The organism is Rhodococcus sp. UFZ-B548 (assembly GCF_903819475.1).
GTDB lineage: Bacteria > Actinomycetota > Actinomycetes > Mycobacteriales > Mycobacteriaceae > Rhodococcus_F > Rhodococcus_F erythropolis.
The window spans coordinates 14,347-32,462 of the sequence record NZ_CAIJDS010000023.1 but is presented as its reverse complement, the minus strand read 5'-3'; the positions used below and the strand labels follow the sequence as shown (position 1 = coordinate 32,462).

Sequence of the window (18,116 nt, the reverse complement as noted above, 5' to 3'; positions counted from 1 at the left end):
GCCATGGCATTTGTCATCGGTGAAGCATGCATCGACTACACGGACCGATCGTGCATGGAAGAATGCCCCGTGGATTGCATCTACGAGGGTGATCGCAAGCTCTACATCAACCCGAACGAATGCATCGACTGCGGCGCTTGCGAATTGGCCTGCCCGGTGGAGGCGATCACCGTCGACCGGAAAGCAGACCCGGATTTCAAGGAAGACAACAAGCGCTTCTTCCTCGAGATCTTGCCTACCCGTAGCGAGCCTGTCGGAAATCCGGGTGGTTCGGCAAAGATCGACATCGTCGGCGTCGATACTCCGATGGTTTCGGCGTTCTGATGACTGGCGGCCTGCAACTCGGATACGTGGATTCGTCCTTCGGGCAATTGCATTATGCGCAACAAGGTTCGGGTGATGCGATTCTCCTGCTTCATCAGGCGCCCCGTTCGTGGGACGAGTTCCGCGAGCTCATTCCACTCCTTGCCGACGACTTCCTCGTTGTCGCGATGGACATGCCGGGGTACGGCAACAGTGCTCCGGTGCCCGGCCCGCAGACCATCGAGACCTATGCGCGAGGCGCGTGGGAATTGCTCGACACCCTGGGCGTCGATCGAGTCACGGTCATCGGCCACCACACCGGTGCGGCAGTGGCGCTCGAGATGGCGGCATCACGCCCCGAGAGGGTGCACGCTGCCGTGCTCTCGTCGTGCCCGTGGACCGACTGCAACTATCGCGAGGGGCACTCGGGACCCGGTGGGATCGATTGCGTCGACCGAGCCGCAGACGGTAGCCATCTCACCAGGCTGTGGGAGATGCGTCGCCCCTACTACCCGGAACCAGGCACCGCGCTACTCGACAGGTTCATCCGGGACGCGCTTGCCTACCGGGTTGATCCGGCGGAGGGCCACAAAGCCTGTGCCCGCTACGTCATGGAGACGAGGATCGGTTCGGTGACTGCCCCGGTTCTGCTGATCGGAGCGCAGAAGGATCCCTTCTCGATGCCCAACCTGGGCCCCTTGCAGACGAACCTGACAGGTGCGGCGGTCGTGGAAACGGCAATCGTCGAATCCGGGACGGTGGCTCTCATCGAAGAGCACGCCCCCCAGATCGCCGAAGCCGTCCGCGTGTTTCTAGAGAATTACGCAGGTAGACGCCCGGTGTAAACTCTGCGAGACGGGTTCACTGAGCGGACCGTGTGGCGTGCGTCTCACCGTACAGTCACCATAGTCTCAGTATCGAAGCACCTGCACCCAGCGAGGGCCCCGACCGATTTCGGTCGCTGTGGCACTCGGTCTCGGCAGGCTGTCACAGATCGTTCAGGAGGACACTCATGGCCGCTCCACAACAATCCGTCGGGTTCGGATCCGTACTACCCATCGCGTCGGAAACGACCGCTGCATCGCAGCCTGCAGGTGAACTGTCCTCGGTCCTGGGCAAGGCTCGAATGATCTTGGACGCTTTCGACACCGACCACAGTGACCTGTCTCTGACGGAGCTCACCCGGCGCAGTGGGGTCGCGAAAGCGACGGTTCACCGGTTGGCCGGCGAGCTGGTCGAGTGGGGATTGCTCGAGCGCGCGGGTACCAAGTACAGGCTGGGCCTGCGTTTGTTCGAGCTGGGCCAATTGGTGCCACGTCAGCGGATTCTCAGGGATGCAGCCCTTCCGTATATGGAGGACCTTCTGTTGGCGACGCAGGAGACCGTTCATTTTGCGGTTCGTGACGGCATTGACGTTCTCTACATCGAGAAGATCATCGGGCATCGCGGGCTCAATCAGCAGTCGCGGGTAGCCGGTCGGCTCCCTTTGTACTGCACTGCGACTGGCAAGATCATTCTTGCCTTCTCTCCGCAGTCGGTTTTCGACGAGGTTGTCGAGCAGGGTTTCACCGCATTGACCAGCCGAACGACGATGTCCGTCAGCGTGCTGCGCCAACAACTCGAGCGAATGCGCAAGGAACAACTCGCAGTGGAAGTCGAGGAGACGCGGCTCGGATACATGAGTGTTGCCGTACCCGTGTTCAGTGGGCCGCGCACCCTGGCGGGTGCGCTGTCGGTGACTGCTCCGACGGCTCGGCTCAACGTCAGCCGGATCACCGGCGCACTGCGAACTGCAGGCGTCGGGATCACTCGAAAGCTCCATGCCATGAAATGCACACATTCACCCAGCGACCCGCTCGCTCTACGTACCATCTGCAGCCCGGTGATGTGCTCTTTCAACGGTTGCGGCAAGTAGGGCGCACCTAGCGACGTGCGCGGAAATCGCTCTTCTCGCAGTCCCAGGTCTGCGAGCCGACGCCCCGAGCCCGTAGCACTGCTTTCTGCACCTTTCCGGTCTCTGTGAGTGGCAACGACTCTACGACGTCGATATACCGGGGAAGGGCGAAATACGGAAGATGAATCTGGGAAAAATCCAGAATCGAGGTGGGGTCGAAATCTCTTCCGGGGCGGAGGATCACGGTTGCCATGACGTCGTCCTCGGCCAGGTCCGACGGCACCGGGAAGACCGCAACCTGACTGACCGAAGGGTGTAGCGCCAGGACTGCTTCCACCTCGGCGGCGGAAATGTTCTCACCTCGACGTCGAATGACATCCTTGATCCGATTGACAAATCGGAACCATCCTCCCTCCTCGCGAATCACCCTGTCTCCGGTGTGGATCCAGCTTCCCGGCTCGGGGATAGGGTCGCCCAGATACCCCTGTGAACAGGCGCCTGCCACCGTGGTGCGGACTACCAGTTCGCCGGGCTCTCCGTCAGCCACAGCGGTACCGTTGTCGACGACGACGGCCTCGTAGCCGCTCATCACCATACCCATGTACCCGGCTCGTCGGTTTCCTGGAAGCGTGCCGATCACGAGATTGGTTTCAGTACTTCCGAATCCGTCCACAAGTTCCACACCGAATCTCTGTGCGAACGGTTCGATCAGATGTGTAGGGGTTGCCGGGGCAAGCGCTACGCGGACGCTGTGCTCTCGATCCTGTGACGACGGGTCAGCGTTCATCAGCATGGCAACCATCGCGCCCAGGAGATAGTCGACAGTCGCACCGATCCGGCGAACCTCGTGCCAATGATGCCGAACCGAAAAATGTTGACCCAGTACAAAAGTCGACCCTGCCCAGAGGGACTGAACAAATGTATTGAGCGCATTCGTGTGAAAGAGCGGCAAGCAGTTGTACAGGACGTCATCCGCGGTGAGCCCCAGTGAGGCGCCGACGCCTTTGCCCCACTGCAGGAACTGCGCGTGCGGGCATCGGACGCCTCGGGGCAGACCGGTGGTGCCGGAGGTGAAGAGTATCGCGGCTAGGTCGAGCGGATCGAGGGTCTCGGGCTCGCAGCCCGGATGCGAACCGGCAGTGGGGACGCACTGTTCACCCATGACCCACACGGTGCCGTCGAATCCGGCTACAGCGCCTGAGTATTCGGGTGAAACCAGGATCCGTTGTACACCAGCCTGTTCGAGTGCGCTGGCAACACTGTCGGCTCGGAGGGCCGTATTGAGTGGGACGACAACCGCACCGATCCACGCGCATCCGAGAACAAGGTCTGCCAGTTCGATCCTGTTGCCGGACAGTGCCGCCACGCGCTCCCCACGGCCGACACCGTGATTACGGAGATCCGCCCCCATCGACGCTGCACGATCCCGCAATTCGCGGTAGGTGACCGTGATCCCGTCGACGACGAGCGCCGGGTGCTCCGGACGCTCCAAAGCTCGCCTCCGGATCAAATCCGGAAGCGAGCGCGGAATGGCATGTGCGTCGTGGGGCATGGGTAATTGTATCCCTCAGGGTACGACGACGGCCCGGCCGGCAACCTTGCCCTCACCCATCAACTGCAGTGCCGTTGCGATGTCATCCAGCGGAAACTCCTGCACTGCAACGGAAATCTTGCCTTCGATGAGCAGCCGGATCATTTCAGGTGCCAGTTCGGCTTGCCGGGCAGTCTTGCGAATCATGTTGACGGGCAGGATCCGGACATCGCTGAGCAACCAGTTCGGCAAGTCCAGGGTGAGGCTCTTACCCAAGGTATATCCGATCAGGGCAGCCCGGCCACCGGGGATAACACTCGCCAGAAGGTGCGGCAAGCCGTCGCCGCCAAGCGTGTCGATCACGGCGTCGACGGAAGGCTCGGATCCCAGCACCCCGGCAAGTTCGTCGCCTTGCCCGACGACGGGACGCACACCCTCCGGAAGCAAGGCAGCCTGATCTTCGCGCGGTACAACACCGATTACCTCGGACGCTCCGGCAAGCAGAGCGAACTGTGCTGCCATCGATCCGACAGCGCCGGATGCTCCGGCGACAACAACTCGTTCGCCGGGAGCGACGGCTGCAATGTCGTTGACGGCAACATAGCCGGTTGTGCTGGGCAGGAAGAAGGTTGCGGCGACGGCCGGCGACAGTGCGGGATCAAAGGGTGTGAACGCCTTGTCTGCCGCTACCAGATACTCAGCCCAGCAACCGTTCTTGAACAGGCCGACTCCGCCGCCTCGGACCAGAAGGCGGGTGCCAGGCTCATAGGTGTCGGATTCGATTACCGTCGCAGCACCATCGGTTCCGCCGATATGTGGCAGGTTCGGCTTGACTCCGAAGTTTCCGCTCGCGACGGTGATGTCGAGATGGCCGAGCGCGGCAGCGTCGATGCGCACGAGCGTCTGACCGGATTCACGTGTGGGAATGTCGATGTCGTCGATGACCGGTGAAGTGCCGAACTGATGGAGTCGGGCCGCGCGCATTGTGTCTCCTAGGAGCGATCTGTGAATGGATGTACTGAATATGAGTGCGGTCAGGACAGGATCGACTGGTCGCGAAGTCCGGCGATCAGTTCGTCGCTGTATCCGAGCACCGACTCGAGGACGTCGTCGGTGTCCGCGCCCAGCACCGGCGCAGCGCGTCGGATCGAGCCGGGTTCGGAGTTCCGGCGAACGGGGATGCCTTCGTGGAGGAATGTTCCGGCGAGGGGATGTTCCTGTGCCGAATAGAAACTGCGTGCCCGAAGATGTGGATCGCTCTCGACCAGGTCGCGTCCGTCCTGGACGGTGCCGGCCGCGATACCCGCCGATTGCAAGCGTTCCATGACGGTTTCGGGTGACAGAGTCCTGGTCCAGTCGGCGATGGCGTCGTCGATACGTTCGTGATCGGCTTGGCGGCTTTCTGCACTCGCGAAGTCAGGATTGCCGATCCATTTCTCTGCTTCGATGATGCGGCACAATGCATTCCATTCCGTGGTATCGCGAACGGCAATCGAGCACCACCGGTCGCTGCCGAGGCACGGGTACACGCCGTGTGGTGCCAGTTCGTGATGGCTGTTGCCGATCGGATCGGGGGACTGTGACCGGGCGGCTCGGAGAACGCTGGTACCCATGTGCGCTGCCATGGCTTCGAGTTGTGACAGGTCTACGTGCTGTCCCCGGCCGGTCCGGTCGCGGTAGTCGAGGGCTGCCAGCATCGCGACGCCGGCTTGCAGTCCGGCGACGATGTCGCCATGGCCGTAGATGACTCCGACAACGTCATCGGCGTTCCAGCCGGTCAGTGCGGTCAAACCGGTACTTGCCGAAACGATGTCGGCATACGACACCCAGTCCTTGCGAGGACCGGTGTGACCCATCCCGGACATCGACACGTAGATGATGTCCGGGTTGAGCTCCCGGAGTTGTTCGTAGCCGAGCCCCATCTTGTCCATGACCGACGAGCTGAAATTCTCGACCACGACGTCGGAGTTCCTGATCAGGTCGCGCAGTACCGAAAGGCCCTCTGCGGATCGGGTATCGAGTGTGATGCTGCGCTTGTTGCGGTTGACGTCGTTGAAGTACCCGCTGGTGTTCGGATTGTCGTGCGGTCCTCGCGAGAGATGCATGAACGGTGCAAAGCGAGTCGGGTCCGGGCGTCCGATCGATTCGACCTTGATGACATCGGCACCGTGGTCGGCAAGGATTCTGGTGCCGTACGGGCCCGCCAACACCCACGTGAGATCCAGGACGCGGACACCTTCGAGGCTGGGCGTGCTGCCACCGCTGAACCCGTGGGTTTCGTTCACTGCCACAGGCGAGGTGGCCTTCAAGAGTTCCTGATGCTGGCCCAACCGGGCAGCCTCGAGCGTTCCGATGCGCCGGCCTTCGGGGAAAGCGAAGCCGAACCCGAGATCGCGGTAGGTACCGTGATCTCCGGTCACGTCGGTGAAGAAGTCCCGGTCGTTGAGTTGCGGGTTACGCAGCAGTTCTTCGGGCCGGTCGACCGCTGCCCACGGCAACTTGCGTGACTGCGCGCTGACCGCGAATTCTTCCTTCGGCCACTTCGCGATGAAGGCGGACAGAACGTCGAAAATGTGTTCCTGATGCGTCTTTCGGTAGACCGCGTCGGACCACTCCGGTTGATCGAGATCGTCCTGAGCATCGTTGTCGATCAGCCAGGCCAACATGCCGTCCCACATGCGGGGGCTACCGCCGAGGCCGCCACCGACATAACCGTCGGCGGCCTGGAACAGTCCGTGCGGAACGAGCGGATGTACCCGGCCCGGACGCGGTGGTACGCGGTCCTCGTGAATGTAGGCAAGAGTGCCCGCTTCCAGCGCGGCGGCAACACATTCCTGAGCGCTGATCTCCAGCAACGGGTTGTGGCCCTTGGATCGCGAACGCAGTCCGAGAAGCACGCCGATTGCGGCATTGATTCCGGCGAGCTGCTCAGCCTGGAGTTCGGGGAGCAGCAGTGGAGGGTGCTCGGGATCGCCGACCTGGGCCATCATCCCGCCGAGTGCCGCGACGGTCAGATTTGTTGCCTTCCAGTCACTTCGCGGTCCGGTTGTGCCGAAGGGTGTCACTCGTACGTGAACGAGAGATCCTCGGTTGTCGCGTAGAGCGCCGGTCGCGCTGCCGTCGAGCAGGACGTCGGCACTGCGCAGCAGTGCTTCGAAAGCGAGGCGATCGTTGCTGTCGTCGATATCGAGGACAACGGACTTCTTGCCCGCATGCCAATGCAAGTACGAATCACCCTGGGACTCGGTGCGACTGGGGTCACCGGTGGGTGGTTCTACCAGAATGACCTCGAAACCCAGCCCGACCAGGATGCGCCCGGCGAATCGCGCAAACGGACTGGAAATCTCTACGACCCGTACCGGGGGATGCACCACAACTACTCCGTTTCAATCGAAAGATATCGCCGAACCGACTGGTGTCGAACGTAGTTCTGCGGGCCGGTGGGCGACATGATTTCGGTCTGCCCACCGGACCCGTTCTCACTCTCCGCTCAGGCGGCGTTCTGCTCGAACCATCCCGAGAGGAGGACAGCGGACGGATCGATGTCCGCGGAGATCTTGCCCTGCTCGCGGAAGAATGCAACAAGTTCGTTTGCGCGCTCCACGTCGTCCTCGGTGAATCCGCGTCCACCGAAATCGATTTGGGTCACCCGGTCTGCGGCCTCGGCCGGGTCCATCTGGATAGACGCGGCAATTGCGGTTGCAGCCCGATCCGGATCCGAGTTCACGATTGCCGACGCTTCCGAGATCACCTTGAACACCTTGCCTGCGGTTTCTTCGTTCGCGGACAACCAGTTGTCCGAAGCGATGATCCATTGGGCGTACTTGGCGCCGAAGTCGCCGGTCGTGGCAACAACGCGCCCGCCGGTATTGACACTCTGCGTCACCCAGGGGTCGAAGGACAGGAAGCCGTCGATGTCACCGCGCGCCAGCAAAGCAGGCTGTTCGGGCGGGCTTGTGCTCACGAGTGTGACCGTCGTGGGGTCGATGCCGAGACTGGCCAGGTACTGGTTCGTGAAGTAGAGGCCGATGCCGGGGAAGACGCCCATGGTCTTGATCGACTTCGGCTCGACGCCATTCCTCAGTACAACCTGGAAGTATCGGTCGGATTCCTGAAATACGCCCAGCGCCCGCAGGCTCGGATTGGCGGCCATGACGGACAGTGCTGTCGAGTCGGCATTGCCGGAGAGTTCCGAAGTTCCGGCTACGACGTTCTGGGCGCCCGCCGCCCCGCCTTCCGTCTGGATGACCTGGACGTCGAGGCCGGCGGCCTCGAACATGCCCTCGTGGTCGGCCAGGAAAATCGGGGCGTACGACGGGTCTACACCCACCGCGATCCGTACCAGGCCACCACTTTCCGCGGAGTTGTCGGTAGCGGGCCGGGTGCATCCGCTGACCGCGATCGTCAGGGCGGCGAGAGAAGCGACTGCGCCCACCCATTTCTTCTGAAATTTGTTGAGCATGATGGCCTCTCGGTAAATGGGAGCTGTCAGCGTCCCGTGAAGGTGGGGGACCGCTTGTCGAGGAATGACTGAAGTCCCTCAGCAGCGTCGTCCGTCTTGATCAGGTCGAGCACTGCCTCGAATTCGAGATCCAGCGCTTGATCGAGCGGCAACGACATGCCCTCGTCGACAATGCGTTTGATCATTCCGATGGTGGCAGTGGGTTTCGTCGCGAGTTCGCGTGCGAGGTCAGCGCAATGCGCATCGAGGTCGGCGTCCGCAACGACGGTGTCGACCAGGCCGATATCGAGTGCATGCTCGGCGCTGAGGCGCTTGCCTTCGATCATGAGCACTTTGGCTCGGTGAGCGCCGATGAGGCGTGGAAGTCGCTGGCTGCCACCGGCACCCGGAAAAAGCCCAAGTCCGATCTCGGGGAAGCCGATGGTCGCCGACTGCGCCATGATGCGGAAGTCGCAGGCCAACGTCAGTTCTGCTCCGCCGCCGAGTGCGTGCCCGTTGATCTTCGCGACGACAGGTTTGGGAGCCGACTCGAGGATCCGCTGTACGTCGACCCACGGGCGCATCGCGCGCTGAGTTTCTTCCGTCAGCTCGCGCATCACGGTGATGTCCGCACCGGCGACGAAGAACCGTCCAGTGCCCGTCACGACAATGACGCGGACGGTCTGGTCCGACGCGAGTACCGGCAGTATCTCCAGAAGCTCGGCGATCATGCTGGGGTTGAATGCGTTGGCTGGAGGTTTGTCGATAGTCACGGTGGCAATCGAGTCTGTGACGTCGACGGTGACGAAGTTGTAGGTCTGGCCGGTCTGTCTCGTCAAGTGAGCTCCTGTCAGCGGGTTGGCGGGGTAAACCGGTCGAGCCGGGGGATGTGTAGTGGGAAGTATGGTGGGGACCCTCACGCGGCGGTACCGCTCGGGTTCGGTCAGTAGACCAATGCGGATGCTGATCGCGTAGGAACTTTCTTCGCTGTGATCACGGCGATATTTGCTCCTGTGACAGGATTGAGCCCGTGACTTCTGCAGTACCGACACCGCCCGCGCCCTCCGTCGACAAGCGTCCCGAGTCGATTTTCACCATAGGGACCAGGCTCGAGGACCGACTCGGACGAACCGGCACCATCCACACACCGCACGGCGATATCGCGACGCCGTCGTTCGTGGCCGTCGGAACCAAGGCCACGGTCAAGGCCGTGCTGCCGGAGTCCATGAAGGAACTCGGTGCGCAGTCGTTGCTCGCTAATGCGTACCACCTGTACCTGCAGCCGGGACCCGACATCGTCGACGAGGCCGGCGGGTTGGGCAAGTTCATGAACTGGGACGGGCCCACCTTCACCGACAGCGGTGGCTTCCAGGTGATGTCCCTTGGCGTCGGGTTCAAGAAGGTGCTCGCGATGGAAGCCGTCGGCGTGCAGTCCGACGACGTCATCGCAAAGGGCAAGGAGCGTCTCGCGACGGTCGACGACGAGGGCGTGACGTTCAAATCGCACCTCGACGGCAGCAAGCATCGGTTCACCCCCGAGGTGTCGATGCAGATTCAGCATCAGCTGGGTGCCGACATCATGTTCGCGTTCGACGAGCTCACCACGTTGCTCAACACCCGCGGCTATCAGGAGCGATCGGTCGAGCGCACGCAGGCGTGGGCGATCCGCTGCATCAACGAGCACGAGAAGCTCACCGCTGAACGCGCCGAGAAGCCCTATCAGGCTCTCTTCGGGGTGATCCAAGGCGCGCAGTACGAAGATCTGCGTCGTCAAGCCTGCCGTGGCCTCGAGTCGATCGAAGGCGAGAACGGATACGGCTTCGACGGGTACGGCATCGGCGGCGCCCTCGAGAAGCAGAACCTCGGCACAATTGTGCGTTGGTGTAACGAGGAACTACCCGAGACCAAGCCGCGTCATATGCTCGGCATCAGTGAACCGGACGACTTCTTCGTCGCAATCGAGAACGGCGCGGACACTTTCGACTGCGTCAATCCGTCGCGTGTTGCTCGCAATGCCGCGATCTACGTCCGCTCCGGCCGGTTCAACATCAATACCAGCCGATTCCGTCGTGACTTCACGCCTATCGACGACGAGTGCGACTGCTACACCTGCGCCAATTACACCCGCGCGTACATCCATCACCTGTTCAAGGCGAAGGAAATGCTCGCGTCGACGCTGTGCACCATCCACAACGAGCGATTCACCGTGAAGTTGGTCGACGACATCCGAGCCAGCATCGAAGGCGGATACTTCCACGACTTCAAAGCGGACATGCTCGGAAAGTTCTATGCGGCGAAGACGCCTGCACCTCAGACGTAGGTCGGTTCGCGCTTCTTCACGTAGGCGATGACGCGGTAGGTGATCGGCATGACCAGAACCTCGACAAGCGTCTTCCACAGGAAGCCGACCAGCACGTAGTTGATGAAGTCTTCCCACGTACTGATGCCGATGACACCGGCTGCGATGGAACAGAAGATAAGGGTGTCGGCGAATTCGCCGACGACGGTCGAGCCGATCAGCCGCGCCCACAGGTGCTTCTCCTGCATGCGCTTTTTCATCATGACCAGGACCAGGGAGTTCAGCAGCTGGCCGACGAGGTAGGCGGCCAATCCTGCGACCAGCAGCCGGGGAATGACGCCGACCACGGTTTCGAGGGCGGCCTGGTTCTCGTAGAACTCTGCCGACGGGAGTTGCACAGCGATCCAGAAGCATGCGGCGGCAAGAATCAGTGCGCCGAAGCCCAGGTAGATCGCGCGTCGGGTCGCTTTGAAGCCGTACACCTCGCTGAGTACGTCACCGAGGACGTAGGCAAGCGGGAACAAGAAGAATCCACCATCGGTGATGATGGGCAGAATCTGCAAGGGACCGAGCGAGAAGTCGGAATCCGCAAAGAAGGCGACCCCCTTTGTCGCCGCCACGTTCGAGATCAGCAGCGTTGCGGTGAAGAGCGCGACGATTGTCGGGTAATAACCCCGGCTGACGTGCGCAAATTTGGTTTCGTGGGTCGATTCGTCTTGCTGATCCTGAGCTGTCACGTCCGTCATCCAAGCACCACAAGGCGCTCGGATGCGAGTTGGCGACCGTCCAGTTGCGCAGAACACACCGAAGGCCCTGCGGTTTCACGTGGAACCGCAGGGCCTTCGGTGATGCAAACGAACTGATCAGGCAGCTACATGGCCGCCGGTCAGCACGCGGTATGCGTAGGTACTGGCGATCAGCGCGACGGGCGCCGTCACGAGAAGACCGATTCCGCACAGCAGTGCGCCGATGATGTTGATACCGATCAGAGCGAGCGCCAGCAGGATCAACGTTCCGACGTTCGACGAGGTCAACGCGTAGCTCGATTTGATGCCCGAAATCGCATCCTGATTCTTGTCCACGATGAAGGTCAGCGTGTAGTAGAGCAGGAACGCCGCGATGATGCCGGGAATGATGCACAGAACCAAACCGACATAGGTGGCGACGGCGACAAGGAAACCGCCGAGAACAACTGCACCGATGTTCGTGAATTGGAAGAAGGTGCCGAAAGCCGGCTTGATTCCGTCCAATTCGCTCAACGCTCCACGAAGGAATGCGGCTTGGATGATGTAGCCGACGATTGCGGTGACCAATCCACCCACGATCGACAGCGCGCTGAATTCGGTATTGGTGTAGTCGAAGCCGTTGAAAGCACCCTGGATGAGTCCGGCGATCAGAAAAGCGATGATCGAGATCCCGATCCAGACCAGTGCGTTGTCTTTGAACTTGTTCCAGCCGTAGGTAATTGCCGCACCCACAGAAAGCTGGGGGGCGCCGAAGCCTGCGCCGTAGTCATTCGGGGGCGGAGGCGGGAAGTTGCCACCACCGGGAGGAGGCGGGTACCCACCGGGAGGCGGGTAGTTTCCGCCGGGAGGGGGATAGCTTCCACCCTGCGGGGGTGGAGGGAAGTTGCCCTGTGGGGGCGGCGGGTAGCCGCCGGGCGGGGGATAGCTTCCACCCTGCGGAGGACCGGCCGGTGGAGGAAAACTCCCCGGAGGGGGTGTTCCCTGCTGGCCGTACGGATCCTGGGGTGGGAATTGCTTCCCGTCTTCTGGGTTCTGGTTGGGGTCTTGCCCACCGGTTGTCATATATGTCTACCTAACCCTTGACTACCTGAGTCCCACCAGCGAGCTCGTCATGCTTGCCCTGCTTGGTGGGGCTGTTGTTGATGGTGACCGCGATGACGATGTAGGCGACCAGCGCGAGGATTCCGCCGATGATCGGAATGATCGAGAGCAACGTGAAGGCGTTGCGAATCGCAGACTGCTGGACGGAGGGGCGAGGTGCGCCGCCCGGACCGTGCACTGAAAGGCCCAGAATCATCTTTCCCAAAGTCCGACCCTGCGTTACTTCCATTGCGATGAAGTAAGCGAAGGTCAGAATTCCCGAGAACAGTCCCGAGATCAGAATCAAGCTGTCGGAGTCACTGACCAAGAGAGCCAGAATCGCGGCGATGATGCCGACGATGATTCCGTCGATGATGCGGGCGCCGAGTCGAATCCACAGATCACCCGGCTGAGCACCCGAAGGCAGTCGATTTCCTCCGCCGTACGCACCTTGGTCGTTGAACTGCGGAGGCGGCGGGAAGTTGCCGCCCTGCGGAGGCGGCGGGTATCCACCGGGCGGCGGGTAGTTGCCACCCTGAGGGGGCGGGAAGTTCCCGCCCTGTGGAGGAGGCGGGTAGCTACCGCCCTGCGGGGGGCCTGCGGGAGGTGGGTAACTTCCGGGAGGAGGTGTTCCCTGCTGGCCATATGGATCCTGGGGTGGGAATTGCTTCCCTCCTTCTGGATTCTGGTTGGGGTCGTACCCGCCGGTTGTCATGTGTTCCCCTCAGTCGTAAATATCGCGCTCGAGTGTGACAGTGGATATGACCCTACTGGGATCAAAGAGCGATGTGGATGACATCTGCTCACTTGGATTCGGAGGTCACCTGTGGTTTAGGCTGCGTTGTATGACGAGTTCTGGGGGCAACAACGACGATTCTTCGAGCGATTACCAGGCAAAACCTGGATACGGAGAATTTCCGAGCCTGCCGCCCGAGGGGTACGGCGTGTCCCCGTCCGAAACGCAGTCTTCACCCGAAGTTCCCGGATATACCACTCCCAACGAGCAGTACCCGGGTTATCCGCCGCCGTCGTACAACCCAACCGGTAATACGCCTCAGCCGGGTGGAATTGGTGAACCCAATCCATACCTGCCGCCGCAGAATTTCGGACCGCCGAATCAATATCAGCCGAATCAATATCAGCAACCCGGACAATACGGACAAGCTCAGTACGGACAGCCCCAATACGGTCAACCGCCGAATGCGTACGGTCAACCGAACCAATTCGCTGGTGGATACATCCCGCCGATGCAGCCAGTCGGCACCAATGGTCTCGCAATTGCGTCGTTGGTGGTATCGCTTGCAGGCGGTTGCTTCTACAGTCTCGGCGGAATCATCGGAATCATTTTGGGAATTGTCGCGCTCAATCAGATCAAGCAGACAGGTCAAGAGGGACGCGGGCTTGCGATAGCCGGAATTGCGGTCGGAGCAACTTTCTTGGCCATTTTTGCCGTGATTCTCGTGGTCGCACTCATCGCGAGCGCATCGTCGTCGTACTGAAGTTTGGCGTCGTACTGAAGTGGCTGGCGCTCACACGGGAGTGACTATGGACGACGCAGGAAGCGGCTTCCCGAAGTAATAGCCCTGGCCCATGTCGCAGCCGGCCTGCAAGACGTTGGCTGCGTGTTCGGCAGTTTCGACGCCCTCGGCGATCGAATCAAGCCCGAGTTTTCGAGCGATGTCGGCGATTGACTCCATGACCATGAAGGCGCGGTCTCCAGCACGACCCGCTGCGCTGACGGCCCAGGTCAAGGATTGGTCGATCTTGAGAATGTCGAGCGGCAATTCCGACAACGCGGAGAAAGACGCGAAGCCCGCCCCGAAATCATCCAGCGCGATTCGAATTCCCTCGTTATGCAAGACGTGAAGGGTCTCGGCGGCATGCCGACCCACGACGCCGAGTTCGGTGACTTCCACGATGATTCTGCTAAGTGGGGTTTCTGAACTGTCCAGCGCTCCGAGGATCTCGTGGGCGGCGTGCGGGGTAGCGAGTTGGCGAGGTGAAAAGTTGACCGCGACCATCATGTGCTCAGGCCACGACGCTGTTTGGGCACAGATCATGTCCAGAGCCTGCAGCCCGATGGGAATGATGAGCCCAGAGGATTCGGCGGAGCGCATGAAATCTTGGGGTTCGATCAACCCTCGAAGCGGATGGCGCCACCGCAGAAGTGCTTCATAGCTGATAATTGCTGACGAGTTCAGATTGACCTGGGGTTGATACAACACCTCGAATTGATGGTCGTCGAGTGCCTCGCGAAGCTCGCGGACCATGCGTATTCCTTTTCGTCCTGAGTCGCCCGTGCCGCACGTGCGTGTCAGCGTGGATGCTGCAAGTGGGTACTGCGGTCGGATCCCAGGTTCAGATCCCGGGCGTAGTTTTGCAGGGACTACTCGCCCTGAATTTCCTTCGCCAGTCTTGACCGTACTTCACTAATCGAGAATTGCCAACGAATAGCTATTGCGGACGGCTTTGTCATATCGGACAATCGAGCTTTTGTCCCGACGAGGTGTCGATTGAAACTTCACTTACTTCGCCGGGAAAATCCACGGGGTTCGGGGGATCTTGCGAGAGTCGAATCGATCCGCCAATTGGGGTGGTGTGACAACTTCGCCGGGTTCAGCGAGACCGATGCTCGACGCGATCATTGTCAGGACCTGTTCGGCACTGCGTCCGGCCTCGAGTTGATCGGCCAGAGTCACTGCGCCGTCGCGCTTCGCGAGTCGTTTGCCTTCACTGTTCAACGCGAGAGGAACGTGGGCGTACGACGGCGGTTCGATGTCGAGCAGTTGAGCAAGGTGCGCCTGACGCGGCGCCGAGGTCAGGAGGTCGTCGCCGCGGACCACCTGATCGATGTTCTGCGCACCGTCGTCGACGACAACGGCGAGGTTGTAGGCGGGTACGCCGTCTCCGCGGAGCAGGACGACGTCGTCGACTTGCCCCGTCACCTCGCCGAACAGTTCGTCGTGCACGGTGAACGAATCGATGTCGGCCCGTAGCCTCAGCGCGGGGGATCGGCCGCTTGCCGATTTCTCGGCGCGTTCGGCCGCCGACAGGTTCCGGCAAGTGCCGGGATAGGCGCCATCGGGAGCATGGGGAGCGGACGGTGCCTGCAGGATCTCCTTGCGTGTGCAGAAGCAGGGATAGGTCAGGTGGCGCTCGCGTAGTAGCTCGATAGCGTTGTGGTACAAGGGAAGACGGTGCGATTGTAAGACGACTGAGCCGTCCCATGTGAGGCCGAGCCTGCGCAGATCGTCGAGTTGTCGCTCCATCGAGCCGGGTCGGACACGGTCGAGATCCTCGACGCGAATGAGGAAGTCGCGCCCGCTGGTGCGGGCGAACAGCCAGGCCAAGAGGGCGGTACGGAGGTTCCCCAGATGGAGATCGCCGGACGGGCTCGGCGCGAAGCGTCCTGCTCCGGCCACGTCAGCTGGCGAGCCCGACGGAGGCGAGCGGGTTCTCGGCGTCGTGCAGGGTGAGGCGGATCTGGGTTTCCAAAGCGTGATCGAGGTACTGCGGCGGATACATGGCGGGGCTTCCGAGTGCGTCGAGGGCCAATCCATTGACGGTTGAAAGTAGAAGTGCCGCTCTGGTTTCCGCTTCCGGAGTTCCGATCCCGATCAGAACTGTCGAGATGCCGGTGCGGATTGTGAACAGGGTTGTCCGGCGGATTTCGGAGAGTGACTCACTGGTTGCGGCGCGCACGGCAAACGCGGCGAGCACATGCGCCTCACGCGTGCGTTGCTCGTCGAGGGGCAGGAGTTGCGAGAGCGCCTGGAACAGGGCGGTATGCGGGTCCGCGTCGGCGGACGATTCGGCCAGTCTGGTCAACAATCGATCGACGAGTGTTCGCAGTGCGAATGCGAACATCTCGTCCTTGGTCGAGAAATGATGTTGCACTGCGCCGATCGAGACACCCGCCCGTTTTGCGACCTCGCGAACGCTGGCATTTTCCAGTCCGGATTCCGCGGCGACATCGAACAATGCCGCCGCAAGCAGGTCTGGACTCGTGGAGGATTTTCGGCGTTCCGGCATACCGCGACATTACATGTGTATGGAAGTAATGCCCACGTCAGGGGTACTTTTTCACGCCTTCCGGCCGAGGAAGGCAAGGAGTTTCGTCGCTTTGTCAGCGTTGTCCGGAACCTGTATTTCCGGGCCGCACACACCGCTCATGCGGATCGACTCGCCGAGGCCCGCGGCGATCTCCGACACCCACTCCACGTCCGTGTTACGCATCGTCGTATCGGTGCCGGTCGCGGCTGCGAGATCCCAACCGTGGATGACCAGATCGAAACACAAGAACCCCTCGACCGTGGCCCCGAGGTTGGTCCGGCCGAAGTGCCCGTCGTATTCGAGGGTGGACTTTGCCGGATCGTCCAGAATGGCCTGCATCGAATCTCGGACGGCCGCCCAGGCTGCCGACGGGTCGTCGTCGACCGACGGACCGGGTGCCAATTCCAGGCCGACTACCTTGACCATGTCGCGTTCGCTGTCGAGCACGTGTCTCACCACGTCGCGGGCGGTCCAGCCCTCGCAGGGGGAATCGTTGTCCCAGCGGTCGGCGGGTACGGCGTCGATCCGCGCCGTGAATCCGGCGGCCAGATCCCGATAACGCTGGGCGGGGGAGATCTCTGTTGAAGTCATGACAGCAATCCTTCTCCACCGCGGCGCGTCATGATTGATTATTTCGGACATTCACTCGATCTCCGGGGCTTCCGCCCAGATGTCCATCGGTACGACCCCGGCGCTCTTGCCTTCGTCATCGAGAAGTCGGCCCACCCTTTTCATCGATCGCAGCACCACTGACCTGTTCAGCACCACCAGGCCCGGTGCCTCTTGTGCGAGTTGTACTTCGGTAATGGGAGTTTCGCGAAGGGAGTGTGCGGCGATCGCGAGCAGTGTGTTGGCGCGTCCACCGGATATCCGCATGCACACTCGTGTTCCAGACACTCGCTCCACCAGAGCACGAATCGTCGACCGGTCCGTGGGATCGACATATCCCCACACCCAGGTCACGAGGGGCCAGCCGGACAGCGGTAGAGACACGTCGCAGCGGAACACGATTTGGTTGCGCGACGTCAGTTCGGCAAGTCGCCGCCTGACCGTACTTTCGCTGAGGCCGGTACCGACCGTGAGCTCGGCAATCGAGGATCGACCGTCCTCGCCCAGCTTCAATATCAATTGGCGGTCGACCGCGTCGAAAGTCTTCCCGTGATGGCGCTGATCCGTCGGAGCATATTTGTAGCGCACAGGCCGGTCTGTCATCACCGCCCGCTGCGTGGCATCGAGTACCTGCAATTTCCAGTCGTCTCCGATCGCGAAGACCTCGGTGACGAGGTGCGCACGCGAACTGACGATCCCGGGCACCGACGCGAGTGAGCGAAGCAGGAAACGCGACAGGAAAGCCATGTCTCTGACCTCGACGAGAAGAGTCAAGTCGCCTGGGCCGCTTGTGTGTTCGACGCTCAGAACCTGCGGCCAGCGGGCAAGACGTTCCGCAATCGCCAAGGCGTTCGAAGTCGTACAGTCGACTTCCACGAAAGCCAGACACGATTCCGGACGGCCGTGGCCGGTTGCCCTCGCGGAGACCCAGGCGGTGCCGGAGTCCTGTAGCCGTTGCCAGCGGCGCGCGACGGTAACCGGATCAACTTTGAGCGCGTCACCAACCGTGCGCCACGACGCTCGCGGGTCGAGTTGCAGGCAATTGATCAGGGCGAGGTCGACGTCGTCGAGCACGGCGGAATCCTGCGTTTCTTCGATCATGTTGCAAGTATCGTGCATCTTCATTGTGTCTGGGATCACTTCATTCATGCTCGAAGGGC

18 protein-coding genes are annotated in these 18,116 nt (G+C 61.4%); 5 read left to right on the top strand and 13 right to left on the bottom strand.

The annotated features are described in order from the left end of the window. Positions 1-3 precede the first annotated feature (3 nt). From H7C86_RS19920 to H7C86_RS19910, 3 genes are all read left to right on the top strand, one after another. Positions 4-324 (top strand): DUF362 domain-containing protein, encoded by a 321-nt coding sequence (locus H7C86_RS19920; protein ID WP_021342539.1) that lies wholly within the window; start codon positions 4-6, stop codon positions 322-324. Then, positions 324-1,148, top strand: a complete 825-nt coding sequence (locus tag H7C86_RS19915) for an alpha/beta fold hydrolase (RefSeq protein ID WP_021342540.1) — start codon at positions 324-326, stop codon at positions 1,146-1,148. The genes H7C86_RS19920 and H7C86_RS19915 overlap by 1 nt, the downstream gene beginning before the upstream one ends. Positions 1,149-1,315: 167 nt before the next feature. Further along, positions 1,316-2,218, top strand: a complete 903-nt coding sequence (locus H7C86_RS19910; protein WP_182262111.1) for an IclR family transcriptional regulator — start codon at positions 1,316-1,318, stop codon at positions 2,216-2,218. A 7-nt stretch (positions 2,219-2,225) separates the two neighbouring features. Here H7C86_RS19910 and H7C86_RS19905 read toward each other — a convergent pair whose 3' ends face one another. The 5 genes from H7C86_RS19905 to H7C86_RS19885 all read right to left on the bottom strand — a co-directional run bounded on the left by H7C86_RS19905 (position 2,226) and on the right by H7C86_RS19885 (position 9,008). Further along, entirely contained in the window at positions 2,226-3,749 is a 1,524-nt protein-coding gene (locus tag H7C86_RS19905; protein ID WP_182262110.1) for an AMP-binding protein, read from the bottom strand. A 15-nt stretch (positions 3,750-3,764) separates the two neighbouring features. After that, on the bottom strand, positions 3,765-4,712 hold the full coding sequence (locus tag H7C86_RS19900; protein ID WP_021332885.1) for a zinc-binding alcohol dehydrogenase family protein: 948 nt from the start codon (positions 4,710-4,712) through the stop codon (positions 3,765-3,767). 50 nt (positions 4,713-4,762) lie between these two features. Then, on the bottom strand, positions 4,763-7,099 hold the full coding sequence (locus tag H7C86_RS19895) for a CoA transferase (protein WP_259349251.1): 2,337 nt from the start codon (positions 7,097-7,099) through the stop codon (positions 4,763-4,765). Between the two features lie 119 nt (positions 7,100-7,218). Next, the gene (locus tag H7C86_RS19890; protein WP_007731596.1) at positions 7,219-8,190 is read right to left on the bottom strand and encodes an ABC transporter substrate-binding protein; all 972 of its coding nucleotides are present in this window, start codon (positions 8,188-8,190) and stop codon (positions 7,219-7,221) included. Positions 8,191-8,216: 26 nt separating this feature from the next. Then, positions 8,217-9,008 (bottom strand): enoyl-CoA hydratase/isomerase family protein, encoded by a 792-nt coding sequence (locus tag H7C86_RS19885; RefSeq protein ID WP_020723626.1) that lies wholly within the window; start codon positions 9,006-9,008, stop codon positions 8,217-8,219. 191 nt (positions 9,009-9,199) lie between these two features. Here H7C86_RS19885 and tgt point away from each other — a divergent pair, with 191 nt between their 5' ends. After that, positions 9,200-10,489, top strand: coding sequence for a tRNA guanosine(34) transglycosylase Tgt (gene tgt / locus H7C86_RS19880; RefSeq protein WP_019746508.1), 1,290 nt, complete (start codon positions 9,200-9,202; stop codon positions 10,487-10,489). Here the strand turns inward: tgt and H7C86_RS19875 are convergent. From H7C86_RS19875 to H7C86_RS37860, 3 genes are all read right to left on the bottom strand, one after another. Further along, complete coding sequence (locus tag H7C86_RS19875; RefSeq protein WP_019746509.1) at positions 10,480-11,214, bottom strand: queuosine precursor transporter; 735 nt, start codon at positions 11,212-11,214, stop codon at positions 10,480-10,482. The genes tgt and H7C86_RS19875 overlap by 10 nt on opposite strands. Before the next feature lie 117 nt (positions 11,215-11,331). After that, complete coding sequence (locus tag H7C86_RS19870) at positions 11,332-12,276, bottom strand: hypothetical protein (RefSeq protein WP_230091064.1); 945 nt, start codon at positions 12,274-12,276, stop codon at positions 11,332-11,334. A 10-nt stretch (positions 12,277-12,286) separates the two neighbouring features. Beyond that, the gene (locus H7C86_RS37860; protein WP_020968189.1) at positions 12,287-13,009 is read right to left on the bottom strand and encodes an RDD family protein; all 723 of its coding nucleotides are present in this window, start codon (positions 13,007-13,009) and stop codon (positions 12,287-12,289) included. 130 nt (positions 13,010-13,139) lie between these two features. Between H7C86_RS37860 and H7C86_RS19860 the strand changes: the two genes are divergently transcribed. Continuing rightward, positions 13,140-13,793 carry a DUF4190 domain-containing protein gene (locus H7C86_RS19860; protein ID WP_020968190.1) on the top strand — a complete coding sequence of 218 codons (654 nt, stop codon included), beginning with the start codon at positions 13,140-13,142 and terminating at the stop codon, positions 13,791-13,793. A 30-nt stretch (positions 13,794-13,823) separates the two neighbouring features. Here the strand turns inward: H7C86_RS19860 and H7C86_RS19855 are convergent, their stop codons facing one another. The 5 genes from H7C86_RS19855 to H7C86_RS19835 form a co-directional block, all read right to left on the bottom strand. Next, positions 13,824-14,564 (bottom strand): EAL domain-containing protein, encoded by a 741-nt coding sequence (locus H7C86_RS19855; protein WP_019746513.1) that lies wholly within the window; start codon positions 14,562-14,564, stop codon positions 13,824-13,826. A gap of 255 nt (positions 14,565-14,819) precedes the next feature. Continuing rightward, positions 14,820-15,716, bottom strand: coding sequence for a tRNA glutamyl-Q(34) synthetase GluQRS (gene gluQRS, locus H7C86_RS19850; RefSeq protein ID WP_182262108.1), 897 nt, complete (start codon positions 15,714-15,716; stop codon positions 14,820-14,822). Position 15,717: 1 nt separating this feature from the next. After that, positions 15,718-16,326 carry a TetR/AcrR family transcriptional regulator gene (locus H7C86_RS19845; RefSeq protein WP_019746515.1) on the bottom strand — a complete coding sequence of 203 codons (609 nt, stop codon included), beginning with the start codon at positions 16,324-16,326 and terminating at the stop codon, positions 15,718-15,720. A 51-nt stretch (positions 16,327-16,377) separates the two neighbouring features. Continuing rightward, positions 16,378-16,938: a TIGR03086 family metal-binding protein gene (locus H7C86_RS19840; protein WP_182262107.1), complete on the bottom strand. Its 561-nt coding sequence runs from the start codon at positions 16,936-16,938 to the stop codon at positions 16,378-16,380. Between the two features lie 51 nt (positions 16,939-16,989). After that, a complete protein-coding gene (locus H7C86_RS19835; RefSeq protein ID WP_232253112.1) occupies positions 16,990-18,057 on the bottom strand; it encodes an Lrp/AsnC family transcriptional regulator in 1,068 nt (355 codons plus the stop codon). Positions 18,058-18,116: the final 59 nt, after the last annotated feature.